We start from the raw sequence: 20,057 nt of genomic DNA on the forward strand, positions 1-20,057 counted from the left end.
CATGTCCATATCCTTAGAAGAAAAAATTGCACATCTGCCGCTCAGTCCCGGTGTCTATCAATTCAAAGATAGCCGGGGGAATCACCTCTATGTAGGCAAGGCTAAGAAACTTCGTAACCGGGTTCGATCCTATTTCCAAGACTCGAGATATCATGATGGAAGAATCCGAGTGATGGTATCGAAAATTGATGATGTGGAGGTGATCGTTACCGATTCTGAGGCGGAAGCCCTGATACTTGAAAACAATCTGATCAAGAAACACCAGCCCCGCTACAACATCATGTACAGGGATGACAAGTCGTATCCCTATATCTGCATTACAATAGGACGCAAACCCCGTGTTTACCCTACACGTACGGTGATACGGGATGGAAGTAAATATTTTGGACCTTACGACCATGTTGGCCACATGCGGCGGATGCTGGAGACGATCCGAAAAGCGTTTGACTTATGTACTTGTGCTGTCTCTCCGAAATTGGTAAACAAATCACGCGGAGCTCCAAAATGGCACTCCTGTTTTGATGATTACCTGCAAAACTGCTCGGGTGATTGGGATGATGATGTTTATCAGACCACAATTGAGAAAGTGGAAAGGTTGCTATCCGGTAAAATTGGCGAACTGATTAAAGATGTGAAAGAGGAGATGGAGATCGCTTCGCAGGCGCTGGAATTTGAGCGAGCCGCAAAGTTGCGCGACAGTATGCAGTCGCTGGAAAAGTACAATCAGAAAATGAAGATTGTGGCCAATCAAAAAGTACACAGAGATGTGTTTGCCATAGAAGTAGATGAAGAGGTAGGTGAAGCGTGCGGCGTTCTGTTTAAAATTCGGGAAGGTAAACTGATCGGGAAATTTCATCGGTTTTTGAAGAATATTGAGGATAAACCCCGAAGTGTGATGATGCAATCATTTGTGGAGGATTACTATACGGGGCAAATTGTAGGCACAATGCCGGATGAGGTTTACATCAGCGACCCGATGGAGGATGATGATCCGCTGCTGGAATATCTTTGGGAACAGCGTGGAAAGAAGGTGCCGATTCATGTGCCGCAAATTGGGGAGAAGAAGCATTTGATTGATATGGCGATTACCAATGCCAAACTCAATTTAAGTGAACGAAAACTGGAGAAGCAGAAAGCAGAACGCGACAGAATTCCGCAGGCGGTAAAGGATCTGAAAGAGTATCTCGGGCTGCAGCGACTGCCGCGTCGTATTGAGTGTTTTGACAATTCAAACATCCAGGGAAGTGATCCGGTTGCTTCAATGGTCAGTTTTGTTGATGCCCAGCCCAGAAAAAGTGAATATAAGCGGTTTAAAATCAAAACTGTAGAAGGTCCCGACGATTTCGCTTCAATGAAAGAGATAGTTAAACGGCGGTATTCAAGAATGAAAAAGGAGAAACTTCAGCCGCCCGATTTGATTTTAATTGATGGCGGAAAAGGACAGCTGAATGCGGCATTGGAAGCGCTGGATGAGATTGGCTATCGGGATCATGTAGAAGTTGCGGGATTGGCAAAGCGGTTGGAGGAGGTTTTTCTGCCACATAAAGCGGATCCGATTATGATCCCCAAAACGTCATCGGCGTTAAAGCTTTTACAGCGGGCACGGGACGAAGCTCATCGATTTGCGATTACCTATCACCGGCAGAAACGTTCAGAACGAACTCTTAAAACCGGCTTGACAGATATAGAGGGAATAGGAGAGAAGACTGCTCAAAAACTTCTCAAAGAGTTTGGCTCGGTTGATCAGATTAAGAAATTGGAATTGAATGAGCTTCAGAATTATTTAGGTACAAAAACCGGCAAAAAGGTATTTCAAGCACTTCAGAAAAAGTAGTGTTCACATGAAGATGCGATTGTTTTGAAAGTGTGTATGTGTCAAATTATGTTTACAGCGTGCCTAAAGACGTATTGACAGAATTTACGTACGCATTGAAACATTGGCACAGTCTGTGCAGTAGATATAGAAAGCACACTTGATGAATGGAAAATCAGAAAAAACTGTTTTTGAAAGTGTGAAGCAACACTCTAAATTACGCACTGATATGAGACTCAACAATTCAGACCACATACCGCGCCGATACGAGCAGATGGAAGACAAGGAGTTGGTTCATCTGTTTCGCAAGAAAGATGATCAACTGGCCTTTCAGGAGCTTATGAATCGTCACCAGGCGAAAATCTATTCGTACATATACAGTATGATTCAGAATAGAGAAACGGCCAATGATATCTTCCAGGAAACTTTTACAAAGGTGATTACCAAGATGGATGACACCTACAATGAACAGGGTAAGTGGATCGCCTGGGTGATGAGAATTGCGCACAATGCAACAATTGATCATATCAGAAAACAAAAACGGTTTGTCGACGTTAGCAGTTCGTACGACAAAGAGTCGAAGACCGATTTTTATGACAGATTGCCGGATGAGGATACTCCCGGACAGCATGATCAGATGGAGCTGGATGAGTCAACCTCACGGCTGCTGAAGCATATAGGAAATCTGCCTGAAGAACAGCGTACAGTTGTCATGTTGCGACACTACTATGAAATGCCGTTCAAAGAAATTGCAGAGTTGACTGGTGTATCAATAAATACTGCACTGGGCAGAATGAGATATGCTTTGATTAATCTTCGTAAAATGTTTGATGAGGAACATGAGAAGGAATCAAATAACGTATGAGTATAAAGAAAACAGACAGTATATCTTATCTGTATAACGAGATGGATCCGTCGGAGCAGGTTGAGTTTGAACGCCTGCTTGAAAAGAACGAAAATCTGCTAATCGAAGTTGAGTCTCTTCGGAATGTTAGCAGCAAGCTAGAGAAGCTTCCGGAACTTTCTGCCCCCCAGGGAGTAATCCAATCTGTATGTGAGGAAGCTTCACATAAAACTGCATCCTCGAAACGGATGGTAAAAAAACCTATCTATTTTGCAACTGCAGCTCTACTTACAATCGGTTTTATGGCCGGTGCGTTGATTTATGAATCGAACGAGAGTACAGGTAATGTCGGAGCGGCTGTTATTGGCAGTTCCGGTAGCACAGAGTCAGTTCAGAATCAAGTTCACACCCCTCAAAACAGCAGTAGAGAGATAACCCCATGGGTAGACCGAAATGACGTGTTACATTTTTCCGGCTTAGATAATGAGCGTTCGGATTCCCTTCTTCAAAATAGTTACCAGCGTCTAACGAGGGTTAACAACCCATCACAAAACAGCATTTATCAGCGTAACTTACAACTCACCGGCAGTCGTCAATAGCTCTGAAAGAAGCATGTTTTTTGTGTTTATTGATATCTGTAAAGATAATTTAATTAAAGACTTGTAAGCTCATTGAACGAAGTTATCCACGATTTTATGTGTATAACTTCGTTTGGTTAGGTACCCTCTGAGGGTTATATTCATTTACAAAATTCATCCTAAGTTACCTTGAATACGAATGGGTAAAATTATCTCTATTGCTAATCAGAAAGGTGGTGTTGGTAAAACCACAACGGCTGTAAACTTGGCTGCAAGTCTTGCCGCCATCGAGCACCCAACCCTGATTATTGACATTGATCCACAAAGTAACTCTACCAGCGGGTTGGGAATAGAATCGAAAACAGTATCCAACTCTGTGTATGAAGTAATGGTTGGTGGTGTGGATGTGAACGATTCCATACGAGAAACAGAGTTACCCTATCTGGACTTAATTCCCTCTCACATCAATCTTGTCGGTGCAGAAATTGAAATGGTTGACCGAAATGAGCGGGAACGGATACTATCCAAAGCTATCGAAGGGGTGGCCGATAAGTATGATTTTGTAATTATTGATTGTCCTCCGTCTCTTGGGCTGTTGACGATAAATGCACTAACGGCATCTGATTCGGTATTGATACCGGTTCAGTGTGAATATTTTGCACTGGAAGGACTTGGCCAGCTTTTAAATACCATCAAAATTGTAAGGCAGCACCTGAATCCTGAGCTCGAAATTGAGGGTGTTCTGCTGACGATGTATGACAATCGGACACGTCTATCAAATCAGGTTGCAGATGAGGTGAAGCGCTATTTTGATGATCGGGTTTTTTCTTCGGTCATTTCCAGAAATGTACGACTGGCAGAGGCACCAAGTTTTGGCAAGCCGGCCATTCTCTATGATGCAACAAGTGTAGGTGCTAAGAACTACCTTGCTCTTGGCCGTGAAATCATTCAGAGAAATAAAAAAATGTTTAAGAACAGTCCCGTTCTTTCAAAGTAAAAGGGAGGCAGTATGTCCAAAAAAGTTTTAGGTAGAGGCTTGGGAGCATTTTTCCCGGAATATGAAGAGGAAGGTAAGGAAGCAACCAGCGAGGGGGGGCAAAAAAAGTCGCCTAAAACAAAAACTGCTGTTCCGATAGAACCTGCAGAGCGAGTAAATGTAGTTCTGAATATTCCGGTTGATCATATCCGGCCCAATCCTCATCAGCCGAGAAAAGATTTTAATGAAGAGGCCTTGGATGAGCTATCCTCCTCCATCAAAAAGCATGGACTGATTCAACCGATTACCGTTCGGTACCTTGGTGAAAAAAGGTTTGAATTGATTAGCGGTGAGCGAAGACTGCGGGCTACAAAACTGGCAGGTTTGGATGAGATTCCGGCCTACATCCGGGAAGCTAATGATGAACAGTTGATCGCTTTTGCCCTGATCGAAAACATTCAGCGGGAGCAACTGAACCCGCTCGAAATATCGATGGGTTACAAACGCCTGATCGACGAATGTGACTATACCCAAAGTGAAGTTGCTGAACGAGTGGGTAAAAACCGTTCTACAGTTACCAACATGTTAAGGTTGCTTCAACTGCCGGATTTCATTCAGGCCGCACTTCGGGATGAGAGCATATCCACAGGTCATGCCCGCGCACTTATTAACTTGAAGAGTGAAGATGATCAGAAAAAAGCTCTCAAAAAAATAGTTAAGAACTCACTTTCCGTTCGACAAACAGAAGATCTGGTTCGCTCGTTAGATAAAAAAAGTGAACAAAAATCGAAAAAACCGGAGAAGAAGGCATCTAATCCCTTTTTGGATGAATTCTCTAAAAGACTTCGTCAAAACCTAAGTACGAAAGTGGATATAAAACAAAAAGCAAAAGGCGGTGAAATTCGGATTGAGTACTATTCCGATGATGATTTAGAACGATTGATGCAACTTTTTGATGAAATGGGTTAGTCTCATATTCATATTTCTGATGCTGGTTTTTCAGGATCTGACGGCTCAAAACAGATCGATTACACATACGGATCGGTTTTTTCTTCTTGAACAGCGACTGGGTTACTCAACTTTGAATGAACAAGCACTCCAGAATAATACAGAAAAAGAGGAGTTTCCCGACCCAAAGTCTGTTATGTATAAGTCGATAATGATACCCGGATGGGGTCAGATTGTGAATAAACAGGCATGGAAAGTCCCGATAATTTACGGACTGTTTGCCGGTATCGGATACTATACACATCACCTGCACACTCAATACACTGATTACAGAGCGGCTTATTACAACAGTTTTTCCGAAAATGATGATTTTCGATTTGGTCCGACTCCGGATTATCTGGAGGGAGTAAATGCCAATCAATTACAGTCGAACAGGAACAGTTTGCGAAATCGGCGAGATTTCATGTATGTAGTACTTGGATTGGCATATGGGTTAAATATTGTAGACTCTTATGTGTTTGCCCATATGCGTAGTTTTGATGTCTCGGATGATCTTTCAGCACGAACTATATTAGGCCCCGGTTTGATGGCTGATGGAAGTCCGGGTATTTCACTGATCTTCACTCTTCAAACAAGATAATAGCCAATGGAAGCTTCAAATTTTTTCAAATTCAATAAACAGCAAGATCAATTCGAAGGCGACAGCAGTAAAGACCTTTGGAGTATATTTAAAATCATGGGGGAGTTTGTAGAAGGGTATGATAAACTTTTTCGTGTGGGGCCGTGTATCTCTGTCTATGGGTCCGCAAGATTGAAGCCGGGCAGTAAATATTATGAAATGGCCGTAGAAACTGCTGAGTTAATAACAGAGAGCGGTTTTGGCGTGATTACCGGCGGAGGGCCCGGAATTATGGAAGCCGGAAACCGTGGTGCTCATAATAAAGATGGAAAGTCTGTAGGGTTGGGAATTGAGCTGCCGTTTGAGCAAGGAGTGAATGACTATGTTCACCCAAAGTATGAAATTAACTTTAAGTATTTCTTTGTTCGGAAAGTGATGTTTGTTAAATATGCACAGGCATTTATCGTTTTTCCCGGTGGCTTTGGCACGTTAGATGAACTTTTTGAAACCCTTACGCTCATTCAAACTGAAAAGATTAAAAAAATACCTATCGTATTGATCGGGTCGGAATACTGGGGTGGTTTAACCGACTGGATTACAAATCAATTGGTAGAAGGGGGATTTATCAACCCGGATGACACCGAGCTGTTTTACCTGACGGATGACCACGTTGATGCGGTTAATTATGTGTGTGACTTCTATAAAAAACAGAAACCGGAACCAAATTTTGACTACTAAGAAACTTTTTTTAATGCTTTGGGTTTGAAATAATGAGGTTTAGTGATTTTCTTTACAAAATTTCATTAAGTTAAGCCCGTTTAATCGGACAGAATCATAAACAATCAGAAACCCATGAAATCATTGAAATCCACATTACTATTGATTGCTGCATTCTCAGTGACGTTGTTTGCAGTTGAACAATCACATGCTCAAGATGCCAGAAATCAGGCAATCGAGCTTTACAACCAAGCTCAGGAGTTGGCCGGTTCAGGTGACTTTACGAACTCTATTGACGTGTACAGAGATGCACTTGAAATTGCACGGGCAAACGATTTAAATGATATCACCGAATTAATTGTGGAGCGAATTCCACGAGTGGCTTCAAGCCGGGCATCAAATGCTTACCGTGGATATCAGAACGAACGAACCATAGAATCTGTTAACCGTGCTCTTCAGGCATTTCAAGAAGCAAAAGACATTGCCGAAGAATTTAATAATGCTCAAGTACGTCAGCAGGCAGAAGCAGCAATTCCTCAGCTCTATTACATCCGATCAGTACTACATTTCAGAGCTGATAATTTCGATTCTGCATTGGAAGATCTTGATACAGCAATCGATTTGAATCCAAACTACGCTGTTGCTTACTATCAAAAAGCTTTAGTTACAAAAAATCAGATTCCTTCTGAAGTAGAAACATGGTTAGGACTCTACGATGAAGCTATTGAAGTTGCAGAAAGAGTAAATGATAACCGAACGTTGCAAAACGCACGGCAAAGTGCCGCTGAAGAACTTATTTATAGAGCTGTTAATCTCGCAGAAGAACGTCAATATAATCGTGCCATTGAACTGCTTCAAAGAGTTGAGCAGTATGATGGTCAATCAGCTGATGCTCATTATAGATTGGCAGAGATTTATAACGAAAGAGGCAGATGGGATCAGGCACTTCAGCATGCAACCAAAGCCCTCGAGTTTGAAAGCGGCGGTGTGAACGACAGAGCTAAGATTTACTTTGAGCTCGGTACCGCCTATAAAGGCCAAGGACAGGTTGATAATGCATGCGAAGCTTTTGAAAATGCTCGCTACGGTGAATTTACTGAGCCTGCAAACCACGAGCTTCAATTTGAACTGAAATGTGAAGGACACACACCGACCGGTCGGTAATATTATCCTTCACTGATTATGACTTTAAAAAGCCCTCAAAAATTGAGGGCTTTTTTTATATCTAAAATAATCTGAAAACATTGAATAGGGGACAACACAGTCTAATCCCATATTTTATGGTGGCCGGAGCAGCCGCACTTTGGGGAGCTATAGGCCTTTTTGTTGATAAATTGTATCAGACCGATTTTACTTCGGTTGATATCGTTGCATTCAGGGTTTCAGTTTCTGCAATATTGTTGTGGATTTATCTGAAGTTGATTAATCCGGATTTATTAAAAGTGTCGTGGAGAGATGCATACCTGTTCTTTGGTACAGGTGTGTTGAGTATTGTATTCTTTAACTGGAGTTACTTTACAGCTATGAGAGAGACATCCTTATCAGTAGCCGTAGTTCTGTTATATACGGGGCCGACTTTTGTGGTAATCATGTCCCGTATATTTTTTGGTGAAAGGATTACAAAAAACAAACAGGCTGCTCTTCTGTTTACCTTGATTGGAGTTGTTCTGGTATCAGAGTTATACCCCGAAAGCGGAGAGATCTCAATGTATGGACTGGCCGTTGGAGTGGGGGCAGGTTTTGGATATGCTCTTTACAGCATATTTAGTAAAATAGCCCTGAAAAAATATCGACCTCTTACAATTCTCTTCTATACATTTCTTGTAGCTTCTCTCTTTATTCTGCCCATAAGTGATATAGCTACTCCCGAAGCTGCTGAAAAACTAATGAATCCTGTAAACTTAGTTACAGTCATTGGTTTGGCAATATTCCCAACAGTACTCGCTTATCTGTTATACACCGAGGGGTTGAAAAAGATTGAAGCCGGTAAAGCATCCATTACTGCTATGACCGAGCCGGTGGCTGCTACGTTTATCGGTATTTTTATGTTTGGTGAAACGCTTTCATCACTTCAGATTGCGGGGATTGTTCTGGTAATGCTTTCAGTGTTGTTGATTCAGCAAAAGCGTCTGAGATAACTTTTCCTTCATGATTGAGTCGGTTCATTAGAGGTTGGAATATCCGGGAAGATTTCTTTTTTCCTTGTTCTGAACTTGGGTATCTTTTGAGCCCATAACAAGCACTCAAATTTACCCTTAAATTCTATCATGTCTGATCAACTCGCTCAGCGTTGCGTTAATACACTTCGAACCCTTTCTATGGACGCCGTACAGAAAGCAAACTCCGGTCATCCGGGAATGCCAATGGGAATGGCTGATGCTGCGTATGTACTCTGGACCAAGTTTTTAAAACATAACCCTAAAAACCCACGCTGGTCAGATCGAGACCGATTCATTTTGTCTGCAGGTCACGGTTCGATGTTGCTCTATTCACTTCTTCACCTTACCGGTTACGAGGTTTCCCTCGATGAGATCAAGAATTTTCGGCAGTTGGGAAGTATCACTCCCGGGCACCCGGAATTTGGCATGACACCGGGTGTAGAAACAACAACCGGTCCACTTGGGCAAGGATTCGCCACCGGTGTAGGAATGGCCATGGCAGAAGCGTATCTGGGGGATAAATTCAACAAGAAAGATCACACAATTGTAGATCACTTCACGTACGCTATTGTAAGTGATGGCGATTTGATGGAGGGGATTTCTCATGAAGCGGCTAGTCTTGCCGGGCATTTGAAATTGAATAAGATGATATATCTGTACGATTCGAATAGAATTTCCATTGATGGATCTACAGATCTGGCTTTTACGGATGACACACGAAAACGGTTTGAGTCGTACGGGTGGGATGTTCAGACGGTTGACGGACACAACCGAAACGAGATTGAAAAAGCTATCCTTGCGGCTCAAAAAACAGACACTCCTTCACTGATTGAGTGTAAGACGCATATCGGTTTTGGCAGTCCGAATAAACAAGATACGGCTGATTCACACGGTGCCCCTTTGGGGGAGGATGAGATTCGCCTGACAAAGGAAAAGCTTGGTATGGATCCGGATCAAACATTTCAGATCGATGATGATGTGCTCCGGGAGTTTAGAAAAGCTGTAAAACAGGGTGAAAAATTTGAGGAAGAGTGGAAAGGCCGTCTAAAAGAGTATGAGAAGGTTTATCCGGTAGACGGGGTTAGTTTTAAAGAACATCTGTCCAGAACGTTACCGGATAATTGGGATGAAATACTTCCAAACTTTGAAGCAGATGAAAAAGGAATGGCAACCCGAAAGGCGTCCGGATTGATTCTGAATGAGATGGCAGACCATCTATTTAGCCTGATTGGCGGTTCAGCCGACTTAACCGGCAGTAACAAAACCGATATGGATGGCAAGGGAATATATTCTGCAGATAACTACAGTGGCAGAAATATTCATTATGGCGTTCGGGAGCATGCAATGGGAGCTGCAATGAATGGAATGGCACTACACGGCGGTTTGATTCCGTTTGGAGGCACATTCCTGGTATTTTCAGACTATAATAAACCAGCAATTCGTATTGCAGGATTGTCCAAAATTCCAACTATATTTGTCTTTACACACGACAGTATTGGTCTTGGGGAAGATGGACCTACGCACCAGCCGATTGAGCATCTTGCATCCATGCGGGCTACACCTAATGTGAATGTGATTCGTCCGGCTGATGCCAATGAAACGTCGGTTGCATGGAAGAGTGCTATTCAGAAAGATGACGGGCCAACGCTTCTCGTATTAACCCGGCAAAACCTGCCAACTATAGACAGATCGAAGTATACTCCGGTAAAAGAAGCTGAAAAAGGAGCATACATTCTGAAAAAGGAGGAGGGTGAGTTTCCGGATCTTATCTTGATGGCTACCGGTTCCGAAGTTCAACTGGCTCTGGATGCTGCAGAAAAACTGGAAGCTGAGGGAGAATCCGTACGAGTTGTAAGTATGCCGTGCTGGGAGATTTTTGAAAGTCAGCCAAAAGCTTATCGGGATAAAGTTCTGCCACCTCAAGTGATTAAGCGCATCTCCATTGAGGCAGGATCTACAATGGGGTGGCACAAATGGGCTGGAACCGAAGGTGTTGTGATGGGTATTGACCGATATGGTGAATCTGCCCCATATGAAGAGGTGTACGAACACCTCGGACTCACGGTTGATAAGATTGTTGAGAATGCTAAAACTCTGCTTCAGTAATTACAGGTAGAAAAAACAGATCAATTCACCCGTTCAAATTCAGTTTTGAACGGGTTTTTTTATGAATGTCTTCAACAAATAATGGTGATTGTTTAATCAGCCCGATTTATTTTTGGCTCGTTTTTGTGGATTGTTGTAAAGGTAATGTCGTCCAGCGGTTTTTCATCACCGATGAACTGCTCAATGGAGGACTGAACTTTCTGTGTAATCGATTTGGCGTGGAGTGATCCATAAATGGACATGAGTCCGTCCAGGCGATCCTCACCATACTCTTCCCCCTGTCTGTTCCGTGCTTCAATCAATCCGTCTGTGTAGAGGAGCAGACTGTCACCGGGTTCAAACTGAAACTTTTTTTCTTCAAGCGTACTCTTGAGCATTTGAGAGGAAGTCATCCCAAGTGCAAAACCTTCGGTATGGAGCTTAAAAGTGCTGTCGCGACGGTTATTAAATACAATCGGTATATTGTGGCCTGCCCTGGAAAAGATGAAGTGGTCTTCACCTTTTGGAAAAAAAGCAGCACACGCTGTGACGAACGTTTTGTCTGTTTTATTCGATTTCACATAATCATTCAGCTCAAGGAAAAGTTCTTTGGGGCCCGGGCTCTGTTTTTTGATTATCATGTGAACCAGTGCTTGTATCCGAACCATATAGAGTGCCGCACTAACACCTTTTCCGGAAACGTCTGCAATGATCACGTAAGTTCCTTTCTCCGATTTGATGATATCTACATAGTCTCCACCCACTTCGCTGGCCGTAGCCGCAAATGAATGGGCTTCAAGTTGGTCCCAATGCATAGAAGAAGGAGGCAATAGACTGAGCTGAATATCACGGGCAAAGTCGAGCTCTTTCTGTACATCTGACTTTTCAAGCAGTTCAATAAGTAGAATGAAGAGAATTCCCAGAAATGCTACCGGAAGCAGCAGCGGCTGGATCGGGAAAATATAGAAACCAAGAAAATTTAGGAGAAAGTGTAGTACAAAGCTCACCAACGATACTCCAAAAACCAACCTTCTGACTGGATTGAGTCGTTTGGTTAGAGCGGAAAGCAGACTCAGAAATTTCTGCATGAACGGAATTTTCTGAGGCGGCATATCAGGATTGGTTTCCCGGAGTGCATCAAAATAGAGAGATTTAAGCCGCTCGGAATCGGACTGGAACTCCTTGCCAAGTTGCCGCGAATTCATCCCGCTGACGTACTCTTTGTAGAACTGTTTGGTATCGTAAGTTGATTTAGTTTCGTTCTTTAGTCCCATCTACACCGGTTTGGTAAATTTTGAGTACAATACGGATAATCTCTGAAAAAGTTATAGCATCCACTATACGTCAAAGGAATCGGATGTTCGATACACAGTAGCTTTCATGACTGCAACTAATTTTTCGTTTTGTTCATGTACTTTTACTTCAAATAAGCCTGTTTTATGAGTTAAATGAATACATCTCGATTCAGCCGTAATCTCATCACCCTCAACCGATTTTTTGGTAAATGAGATGGAATTCTCAATGGCCAATGAAATACGCCCGTACGTTGCGGCAGAGAAGGCGAGTGCACTGTCGGCCAGCGAGAAAACGATTCCACCATGTGTTACAGAAAATCCATTCAGCATCTCTTTTCTGATGGGGCAGGTGACTTTACAATATCCTTCGTCAACTTTCAGAACTTTAACACCCATCCAGCGGCTGAATTCATCTTTTTCCATCATGCGGGCTACAATTCTCTCCGCCTTTTTTTGATCAAATGGATCCATAAAATGTTTCCCCGTTCTTGTATTTCCGTTTCAACAGTGGATTGGGCCGATAGCGATCTTCACGATATTCAACCTGAAGTGTATTCATCCAGTGATAGACTGTTTCAATTCCAATTTCATCCGCCCATTTCAATAACCCCTTAGGATAGTTCACTCCGTTGGTCATTGCCTGATCTACATCCTCAACGGATGCCACATTCATAAAAACGGCATCGGCTGCTTCGTTGATCAGCATAGCCAGAATCCGGTTCAGGATATTTTCACCGAGCTCCTTATCTCGGCTAGGTTCAGCTTTTGGGGCGTCTTCCCGGTAGTCGTAAAACCCGATGCCGGTTTTTCTGCCCAATCGTCCGGCTTCTACCAATCGTTTCTGAGCAAATGAGGGTTTGAACCGCGGATCGTAATAAAACTCTTTGAAGACCGATTCGGTTACTTTGTAGTTCACATCGTGACCGATCAAATCCATCAGCTCAAAGGGTCCCATTTTAAAACCGCCAAGTTCTTTCATTGCCCAGTCGATTGTAGCATGATCGGCAACTCCCTCTTCATATATTCGAAGGGCTTCTCCATAAAAAGGGCGGGCTACACGATTTACAATAAAGCCGGGAGTATCTTTGGCCTGAACGGTTGTTTTTCCCCACGCATCGATTAAGGAGCGGGCAGCGTAAGTTGTGTCTGATGAAGTTGATATTCCGGGTATGATCTCAACAAGTTTCATTAGTGGAGCAGGATTGAAAAAGTGAATCCCTAAAAATCGTTCCGGATGTTCCAAAGATGATGAAATTGAAGCGATTGAGAGAGAAGAGGTGTTGGATGCAAGAATAGCTTGTTCATCTACTAATTGTTCAATCTTTTGAAATGTATCCTGTTTGATTTCCAGGTTTTCGATGATCGCTTCAATGACAAACTTGGATCCTTCGATCAAGTCCAGATCACCTGTAAAGCTGATATGACTCAAAATTCCATCTACTTCATCTTGAGTCATTCGCTCCTTTTCAACCTGACGATTCAGGATTTTCACCAATCCATCTTCAGACTGTTCAAGCTGATCTTGATTGACATCATAAAGATGAACCCGGTGCCCGAAAGTTGAGGCAATTTGTGCAATTCCGGTTCCCATGGTTCCTGCTCCAATAACGGCTACGGTAGAATGTTTGTCTAAACTCATGAAGAGAATTAATCTGGTTACAATACTCTGAAATTTGATTCAAAAATAAGCAATCAACCGTCAAAACCAAGCGTTTTAGATTTAGCTTAAATGTGATATCATAATGATATCAATCAATCCGGAGGAACGATGCCCGATGTACTGATCAGAAATATTGACGAGAAAACACTCGAAAATCTAAAAAAGAAAGCAGCAGAGAACAATAGGTCGCTAGAAGCAGAGTTGAATAAAGCAGAATTCTATTTCCCTTTATACTCCGGTTTTCTCTTCTCTAAAAAAGCCTCGACTCCCTCTTTATAGTCGTCCGTATTTCCTGCTTCGGTTTGGAGGTTGGCCTCCAGTTCCAGCTGTTGATCGAGATTATTGCTGAAGGTCTCATTCATCGCACGTTTGTATATACCAAAACCTTTCGTTGGCATTTTTGAGAGCTTTTGCGCGATTGTGTTGATTTCATTTTCAAGCTGTTCATCATCTACAGCTCTGTAGATCAATCCAAGCTCAACGGCTTGTTCTGCAGAGATCTTTTCATCCAGCAGATACATGGCATTAGTTCGTGCAAGGCCAACCAGTCGAGGTAGGAACCAGGTTCCACCGCTGTCAGGGATCAATCCGATTTTACTGAATGCCTGTACAAACTGAGCACTTTTTCCCGCAACTACGATATCACAAGCAAACGCGATATTTGCTCCGGCTCCGGCTGCCATTCCCTGAACTGTACAAACTACAGGCTTTTCCAGTTTTCGGATAGCCCGGATAATTGGATTGTATGTAGTTCGAACCGTATCGGCCAATTCATAGCTTGAGTCTTTGGCTCTCTCAACTACTTCCGGCAGGTCTTGTCCGGCACAGAATGCTTTACCGTTCGCTTTCAGGATTACACATCTTATATCCTCCAATTCTGCTTTTTTTAGTGCGTCTTGAAGCTCCAACGCCATCGGTTCGGTAAAGCTGTTATACTTTTCCGGACGGTTCAGGGTAATGGTCAAGATGTTCTGATCGAGGGATAATTGTATGAATGACATGAAATTGGCGATAGAGTTTAAGCCGAATAAATCAGTTATAATTTCGTGAAGTGTAATACAAAATTACCATCTGAACGGTGGTAAAGACCTTCTTTGCTGGCTAGTCGGTTCAGCCATGAAAAACTGCTGCCTGATTTGCCTGTTGTAATCTGAAACCGTAAACGGCGTAAAGGAACCGGAGCTTTGTAAATCATTTTTATTTGCTAATAAAGACCTGCCTAAAACTAGAGAAAGTTTGGTGATCCTATTATCAAAAATAGGTGCTAATTCCTGATTTGTTTTCCCTGCTGTTGGCAAAGAGTTGAAATTAAACTGCGGCGATGCATCAAAAAACATTTCTGGCGTAAGAAGTGTGGTCCTTTGAATGGTAGAATCTTCAGGTGGATTTATCATACTTTTGAGCTGTCCAAAAGCAGTACCGATAGAAAGAAACAGAGAAAAAGTGATTGTCAGGCTTAAAGTTCTCATGATCAGATGCATTTAAAGTGTTCAAAGGGTTGGTGGCACTCATTGCAATAGTACTGTGATTTGCATGCTGTGGACCCAAACTCACTCTGCAGTTTCGTATCTATCGAATCACAATAGGGGCAAGGTACTATTTTTTGTGATCCTTTCAGCGAGGTGAGGAAATCGGAGTCATCGCCGGTTTTTTCAGGCGGTGCAATACCGTACTCTTTCAGTTTTTTTTTGGCGTGATCTGTCATCCAGTTTGTGGTCCAACTCTCTTTGAAATCTGTTACCACTTTGAATGACTCGATACCTTTTTCTCGTAATTTCTCGTGAATAGCCATCTCTATTGCATTCATTGCTGGACAACCGGAGTAGGTGGGAGTGATTTTTACAACAACTTGATCCTCATCAAACACAACATTCCGCACAATCCCCATCTCCACTACATTAAGCACAGGAATTTCCGGATCGATAACCTCCTCGAGGTACGACCAGAAATCCTGTTTCGATATGGTGTGATCTGTTTTCATATAGTCCTGAGTCTTGAGAATCTTAGGACTCAAGACTCGAATCTCATGTCTAATTACTTCCACTCCGCATCCGGATAGGATCGTCGCAAAAACTGCATTTCTGCTAACAACCTTCCAAGATGCTCGGTGTGTCGTCCCTGTCTCGAACCTGAAAACATATACTGTTCCATATCCGGCACATTCAAAGTGGCTTCTTCTAATGTATCAACGACAAGCTTCTCCCATTCTTCTCTAAAATCCAATGTATCAACAAAAAGATTTTTTTGAATGGCAACTTGATCCACTTCATCCAGGTTAAATAGTTCACCGGTGTACATCCAGATCTCATTAAAGGCGTCCTGAGCTCTTTGATGACTCTCATCTGTACCGTCGCCCAGTCTCAGAACCCACTCCCGGCTGTGGCGCAGATGGTATTTTATTTCCTTGAAGTGCTTTTGCAGCATTCCATTGAACTGTTCATCCTCAACGATATCAATGAGTTTTTGATAGAGAAAGTAACTGAAAGTGCTAAAAAGGAATATTCGTGCAATAGTAAATGCAAAATCTCCTCTTGGTAGCTCACAAAGAGCAATGTTTTTGAAATCGATGTCATCACGAAAGTAGGCGTAATGATCTTCATCCGCTTTTCCTTCCAGTTCTGCTGCATAGGTGTAGAGTGCCGAAGCGTGTCCAATCATATCAAGGGCGATATTTGCCAGTGCAAGATCTTCTTCCAGTTCGGGTCCGTGACCGGCCCACTCAGAAATTCGATGGCCTAAAATCAATCGGTCATCAGCCAGCCGAAGCAGTGTTTCTACCAATGCTTCTTGTTTTGTTTTTGGAATTGTGTCGAATGTACTCATATAGATAGTCTTGAGTCGTGAATCCTGAGTGATGAGATTCTATTATCTCAAGACTCAGGACTCACGACTATTCATTATTTTCTTTTTTTTACGGCGCGTGGAACGCTGTAGAATTGTGGATGGCGATAGGGCTTGTCGTTTGCGGGATCAAAAAACGGTCCTTGATCTTCCGGGGAAGAGGCAACGATCTGGTCACTTGGAACCACCCAAAAGGCAATCCCCTCATTTCTCCGGGCATACGTATCGCGTGCATTTTGTAAGGCCAACTCGGCATCCGGAGCATGAACACTGCCGGCATGTTCAAAGGGTTTCCCGTCTTTCGGCTGATAAAACACTTCCCACAAAGGCCATTCCGTATTTTCTGAAGAATTCTTGGTCATGATTTGAATAGTCTGATTTAATGTATTATAAAAGTAAGCAGCTGATTATAAAGAATTATTCTGTTTCAGCTTCAAGTTAATCAGGATGCTTTTTCGTCTTGTAAACGTTTTTTTCGGGCGTACTCTTTGGCGGCTTCGCGCACCCATTCGCCCTCTTCGTACGCTTTACGTCTTGCTTTCATTCGTTCACGGTTCATGGGACCGTCACCTTTTACAACGCTCCAGAATTCATCCCACGGAATGTCACCGAATTCCCAATGCCCTGTCTCTTCATTGTAGGTCAGGTCCGGATCAGGAAGTTCAATACCGATCGCCTCGGCTTCCATTACCATGCGATCCACAAAATGTTGGCGGAGTTCATCGTTAGTTTTTGTCTTAACACCCCATTTGATGAGCTCGGCACTGTTTGGAGAATCGGTATCGTGTGGGCCGAACATCATTAAAGTTGGCCACCACCAGCGGTTCACGGCATCCTGAGCCATTTTTTGTTGTTCCGGAGTACCGTCAGCCATTTTGGCGAGCATCTCATAGCCTTGCTTTTTATGGAAGCTCTCTTCCTTACAGATTCTCACGTTAGCGCGGGAATAGGGTCCATAAGATGATTTCGCTAGCATCGTTTGATTCACAATTGCAGCCCCGTCAACCAGCCAGCCGATTACACAAATATCTGCATAGGTAAGCGTGGGGTAGTTGAAAATACTTGAGTATTTGGCGTTTCCGTAGAGATAGTCCTCAACCAAATCCTGCCGTTTAACTCCAAGCGTTTCAGTGCCGCTGTAGAGATACAGGCCATGACCGGCTTCGTCCTGAACTTTGGCCAGTAATACCATCTTTCGTTTGAGAGACGGTGCCCGGGTGATCCAATTCCCTTCCGGCAGCATTCCGACAATTTCGGAGTGTGCATGCTGACTCATAATCCGAATCAGTTGCTTCCGGTATCGTTCAGGCATCCAATCCTTTGGCTCAATCTTTTCGCCGTTGTCAATGCGTTGCTGAAATTCTTCAAGTTTCTCAGGACTATCCATGAAAGCGCTTTTTTAGTAGTAAAACGTAATGTTTTTGTGAATTATGATAACGTCAATATAGTAAAATCAGTTCAAAGTAGAGGAGTGGTTTCACAAAAAAATCAATAAATTGCATACACAAGGTTTTGAACAGAGCGTTATACTCTTGATTAATTCCAATCAATTAGATAGTGTTACACAACCATCGTTAAAATCATCGCAGGAGGTTGTCTATGAAAGAGGAGTTTAACCTTTCTATCGATCTGTTCACCAGTGTTCAGGATGATGTTGAAAAACGGCAGTACATTATTCTGGGGGAGCTCAAAAAAGTCTCAGAGCAGTTTAAATTCTATAAAATATATCCTCATTTAAGCCGGATGATAGAACTGCGGAGGGTACTGAAAGACGTTACTGCAAGACTTTCCGATCTTCGGTCAAAATTTCCAAAGCGTATCCGTAAGGTAGATTGGGTAAACCGTACCATTGAACATGAAGTGATATTTACAAGCGGCACAGATATCTCGGCGGTGGAAACCCTGATTGAATGGGCTCTTCCTCATATTGAAAAAGTAATTGAAGAGGGGATGGCCATTCATGAGTTTGTAGAGAGTGAACTTACGGTTGAACAGGTGGGGATTTTGCCGAGCTACAAAGAGGAAGGATATCTGTTTGTACCCGACAATCAGCATAAATCTTTGAATCTTTTTAGGTTTGAGGTATCAATCTTCCAAAGTGCAGAGGACCAATACCGCGCTCTGAAAACCCGATTTTTGAAGCAGATTGAGCAGGCTCGTGCGAAATTGTCTCCGGGTTCGATTAAGCTTGAACTCATCCAGGAAAAGGGTGATTTACCAAACCCTGCAACCTACGCATTTGATACCAGTCTCGATTTTCCTTTTAGAGATACGATTTTTCCGGTTGCCAAACGCCGTCTGATGCATATCCTCAGCGACGAGATGAACAGCTGATCTATCTCCTGGTTTGGATAATGGCAAGCGTACAGCGTGAAATGCAGACCAGCTTTCCCGATTCAGTCTCGATTCGGGTTTCCCAGACTTGAGTTTGGGCTCCTCGATGTATCGGTTTGGCGATGCCAATCACTTTGTTTCCTTTCCGAACTGCTTTGATGTGATTTGCATTGATCTCCAGTCCGACAGCCGTCTTGGAATCATCCTGCAGATTTAACCAGGCACCAACTGAAGCCAGTGTCTCAGCGAGTGCCACAGAAGCCCCGCCGTGCAAAATCCCGAATGGCTGAACGGTATTATCGTTTACCGGCATCTCCGCAATCATCTCGGTTCGGCTCAGTTTTTGAAATTGTATGCCGAGCGCATCGCCCATATTTTTATGATTTCCGTTTAGCATTTGGGAAGCTTTCTCTTTGATGGCCTCTTCAATCTGGATGTCTGTCCTGTCGCTCATTATTCAATTTGTTGAATGCATTTTTAGGGCTTACCCATCAGGGTTCCTATTTAATTACGGCTAATGATCTGAAAATTCTAAATAAATTTTATATCTGATTTTTAAAAGTCGTTTGAAAGTGTAAATTAATAGGGTAACAGTGTTAACCTCCTTTATTTGACTATAAGCCAAGGTTTTGACTATGAAATATTCACCAACCACTTTACCAAAACTTCTCTACAATGGATTGAAAAAATATCCGGATGAGAGATTTTCAGTTACAAAAAGAGACGGGGGGTGGATAAAAACGTCTTTGGGTGAATTTCAGGAGATGGTTCGTCACTTTGCTATGGGGTTATACGAGTTAGGGGTACGGCCCGGTGATAAAGTCTCCATTCACTCAGAAAACAGTTCGGAGTGGCTAATTTGCGATCTGGCAATACTGAGTATTGGCGCTGCGAATGTGCCGATCTACTCTACCCAGCCCGGAGATCAGATCAAATATATTCTGGAGAACTCAGAATCTAAGGTTCATATCGTATCCGACGATGAGATGTTTGCCGAGACAAAATCTCTCATTAAGGAAATTGAATCAGTAAAGGCTGTAATTATACTTACACCATCTAAACATAAAAAACTGAAGCAGTTTGAAGATGTCATTCAATCCGGAAAGGAGTATGAGAAGAAATACCCGGATTTGTTTGAGGAGCTAAAAAACTCTGTAGATCCGGAAGATCTGGCAACCCTGATCTACA

General features: G+C 42.8%; 23 protein-coding genes. 13 read left to right on the plus strand and 10 right to left on the minus strand.

Going from position 1 to position 20,057, the window contains the following annotated elements:
* The first annotated feature begins 1 nt into the window (after position 1).
* From uvrC to tkt, 10 genes are all read left to right on the plus strand, one after another.
* On the plus strand, positions 2-1,834 hold the full coding sequence (uvrC, locus tag BG260_RS04965; RefSeq protein WP_069130848.1) for an excinuclease ABC subunit UvrC: 1,833 nt from the start codon (positions 2-4) through the stop codon (positions 1,832-1,834).
* Positions 1,835-2,042: 208 nt separating this feature from the next.
* The gene (locus tag BG260_RS04970; RefSeq protein WP_083750106.1) at positions 2,043-2,678 is read left to right on the plus strand and encodes an RNA polymerase sigma factor; all 636 of its coding nucleotides are present in this window, start codon (positions 2,043-2,045) and stop codon (positions 2,676-2,678) included.
* Positions 2,675-3,256 carry an anti-sigma factor gene (locus BG260_RS04975; protein ID WP_069130849.1) on the plus strand — a complete coding sequence of 194 codons (582 nt, stop codon included), beginning with the start codon at positions 2,675-2,677 and terminating at the stop codon, positions 3,254-3,256. The genes BG260_RS04970 and BG260_RS04975 overlap by 4 nt, the downstream gene beginning before the upstream one ends.
* Positions 3,257-3,434: 178 nt before the next feature.
* Positions 3,435-4,232: a ParA family protein gene (locus tag BG260_RS04980; protein WP_069130850.1), complete on the plus strand. Its 798-nt coding sequence runs from the start codon at positions 3,435-3,437 to the stop codon at positions 4,230-4,232.
* Between the two features lie 12 nt (positions 4,233-4,244).
* Positions 4,245-5,180, plus strand: coding sequence for a ParB/RepB/Spo0J family partition protein (locus BG260_RS04985; RefSeq protein WP_069130851.1), 936 nt, complete (start codon positions 4,245-4,247; stop codon positions 5,178-5,180).
* Positions 5,167-5,799 (plus strand): DUF5683 domain-containing protein, encoded by a 633-nt coding sequence (locus tag BG260_RS04990; protein WP_245683898.1) that lies wholly within the window; start codon positions 5,167-5,169, stop codon positions 5,797-5,799. Before BG260_RS04985 ends, BG260_RS04990 begins: the two co-directional genes overlap by 14 nt.
* Before the next feature lie 6 nt (positions 5,800-5,805).
* Entirely contained in the window at positions 5,806-6,516 is a 711-nt protein-coding gene (locus tag BG260_RS04995) for an LOG family protein (protein WP_069130852.1), read from the plus strand.
* A 114-nt stretch (positions 6,517-6,630) separates the two neighbouring features.
* Complete coding sequence (locus BG260_RS05000) at positions 6,631-7,659, plus strand: tetratricopeptide repeat protein (RefSeq protein ID WP_069130853.1); 1,029 nt, start codon at positions 6,631-6,633, stop codon at positions 7,657-7,659.
* Positions 7,660-7,775: 116 nt separating this feature from the next.
* Positions 7,776-8,633, plus strand: a complete 858-nt coding sequence (locus tag BG260_RS05005) for a DMT family transporter (protein WP_069130854.1) — start codon at positions 7,776-7,778, stop codon at positions 8,631-8,633.
* Positions 8,634-8,762: 129 nt separating this feature from the next.
* Positions 8,763-10,760: a transketolase gene (tkt, locus tag BG260_RS05010; protein ID WP_069130855.1), complete on the plus strand. Its 1,998-nt coding sequence runs from the start codon at positions 8,763-8,765 to the stop codon at positions 10,758-10,760.
* Between the two features lie 92 nt (positions 10,761-10,852).
* Here tkt and BG260_RS05015 read toward each other — a convergent pair whose 3' ends face one another.
* The 3 genes from BG260_RS05015 to BG260_RS05025 all read right to left on the minus strand — a co-directional run bounded on the left by BG260_RS05015 (position 10,853) and on the right by BG260_RS05025 (position 13,673).
* Entirely contained in the window at positions 10,853-12,013 is a 1,161-nt protein-coding gene (locus BG260_RS05015) for a PP2C family protein-serine/threonine phosphatase (protein ID WP_069130856.1), read from the minus strand.
* A 63-nt stretch (positions 12,014-12,076) separates the two neighbouring features.
* Positions 12,077-12,505: a PaaI family thioesterase gene (locus BG260_RS05020; protein ID WP_083750101.1), complete on the minus strand. Its 429-nt coding sequence runs from the start codon at positions 12,503-12,505 to the stop codon at positions 12,077-12,079.
* A complete protein-coding gene (locus tag BG260_RS05025; RefSeq protein WP_069130857.1) occupies positions 12,492-13,673 on the minus strand; it encodes a 3-hydroxyacyl-CoA dehydrogenase NAD-binding domain-containing protein in 1,182 nt (393 codons plus the stop codon). Before BG260_RS05025 ends, BG260_RS05020 begins: the two co-directional genes overlap by 14 nt.
* Positions 13,674-13,802: 129 nt before the next feature.
* Here BG260_RS05025 and BG260_RS14585 point away from each other — a divergent pair, with 129 nt between their 5' ends.
* Positions 13,803-13,973: a FitA-like ribbon-helix-helix domain-containing protein gene (locus BG260_RS14585; protein ID WP_408005549.1), complete on the plus strand. Its 171-nt coding sequence runs from the start codon at positions 13,803-13,805 to the stop codon at positions 13,971-13,973.
* Here BG260_RS14585 and BG260_RS05030 read toward each other — a convergent pair.
* From BG260_RS05030 to paaA, 6 genes are all read right to left on the minus strand, one after another.
* The gene (locus BG260_RS05030; RefSeq protein WP_069130858.1) at positions 13,913-14,695 is read right to left on the minus strand and encodes an enoyl-CoA hydratase; all 783 of its coding nucleotides are present in this window, start codon (positions 14,693-14,695) and stop codon (positions 13,913-13,915) included. The genes BG260_RS14585 and BG260_RS05030 overlap by 61 nt on opposite strands.
* A gap of 63 nt (positions 14,696-14,758) precedes the next feature.
* A complete protein-coding gene (locus BG260_RS05035) occupies positions 14,759-15,163 on the minus strand; it encodes a hypothetical protein (protein WP_069130859.1) in 405 nt (134 codons plus the stop codon).
* 2 nt (positions 15,164-15,165) lie between these two features.
* Positions 15,166-15,675, minus strand: a complete 510-nt coding sequence (paaD, locus tag BG260_RS05040) for a 1,2-phenylacetyl-CoA epoxidase subunit PaaD (RefSeq protein ID WP_069130860.1) — start codon at positions 15,673-15,675, stop codon at positions 15,166-15,168.
* 53 nt (positions 15,676-15,728) lie between these two features.
* Positions 15,729-16,517, minus strand: coding sequence for a 1,2-phenylacetyl-CoA epoxidase subunit PaaC (paaC, locus tag BG260_RS05045; protein ID WP_069130861.1), 789 nt, complete (start codon positions 16,515-16,517; stop codon positions 15,729-15,731).
* 74 nt (positions 16,518-16,591) lie between these two features.
* Positions 16,592-16,897, minus strand: a complete 306-nt coding sequence (gene paaB, locus BG260_RS05050; protein ID WP_069130862.1) for a 1,2-phenylacetyl-CoA epoxidase subunit PaaB — start codon at positions 16,895-16,897, stop codon at positions 16,592-16,594.
* 80 nt (positions 16,898-16,977) lie between these two features.
* Positions 16,978-17,922, minus strand: a complete 945-nt coding sequence (gene paaA, locus BG260_RS05055; RefSeq protein WP_069130863.1) for a 1,2-phenylacetyl-CoA epoxidase subunit PaaA — start codon at positions 17,920-17,922, stop codon at positions 16,978-16,980.
* Between the two features lie 212 nt (positions 17,923-18,134).
* On the opposite strand from paaA, the gene BG260_RS05060 reads away from it, so the two are divergent.
* Positions 18,135-18,869 carry a hypothetical protein gene (locus BG260_RS05060; RefSeq protein ID WP_069130864.1) on the plus strand — a complete coding sequence of 245 codons (735 nt, stop codon included), beginning with the start codon at positions 18,135-18,137 and terminating at the stop codon, positions 18,867-18,869.
* Position 18,870: 1 nt separating this feature from the next.
* Here BG260_RS05060 and BG260_RS05065 read toward each other — a convergent pair whose 3' ends face one another.
* Complete coding sequence (locus BG260_RS05065; protein WP_245683899.1) at positions 18,871-19,323, minus strand: hotdog fold thioesterase; 453 nt, start codon at positions 19,321-19,323, stop codon at positions 18,871-18,873.
* A 181-nt stretch (positions 19,324-19,504) separates the two neighbouring features.
* Here BG260_RS05065 and BG260_RS05070 point away from each other — a divergent pair.
* A partial coding sequence (locus BG260_RS05070; RefSeq protein ID WP_141691519.1) for an AMP-binding protein occupies positions 19,505-20,057 on the plus strand: 553 nt, incomplete at its 3' end.

The sequence above is a fragment of the Rhodohalobacter halophilus genome (assembly GCF_001715195.1).
Classification (GTDB): domain Bacteria; phylum Bacteroidota; class Rhodothermia; order Balneolales; family Balneolaceae; genus Rhodohalobacter; species Rhodohalobacter halophilus.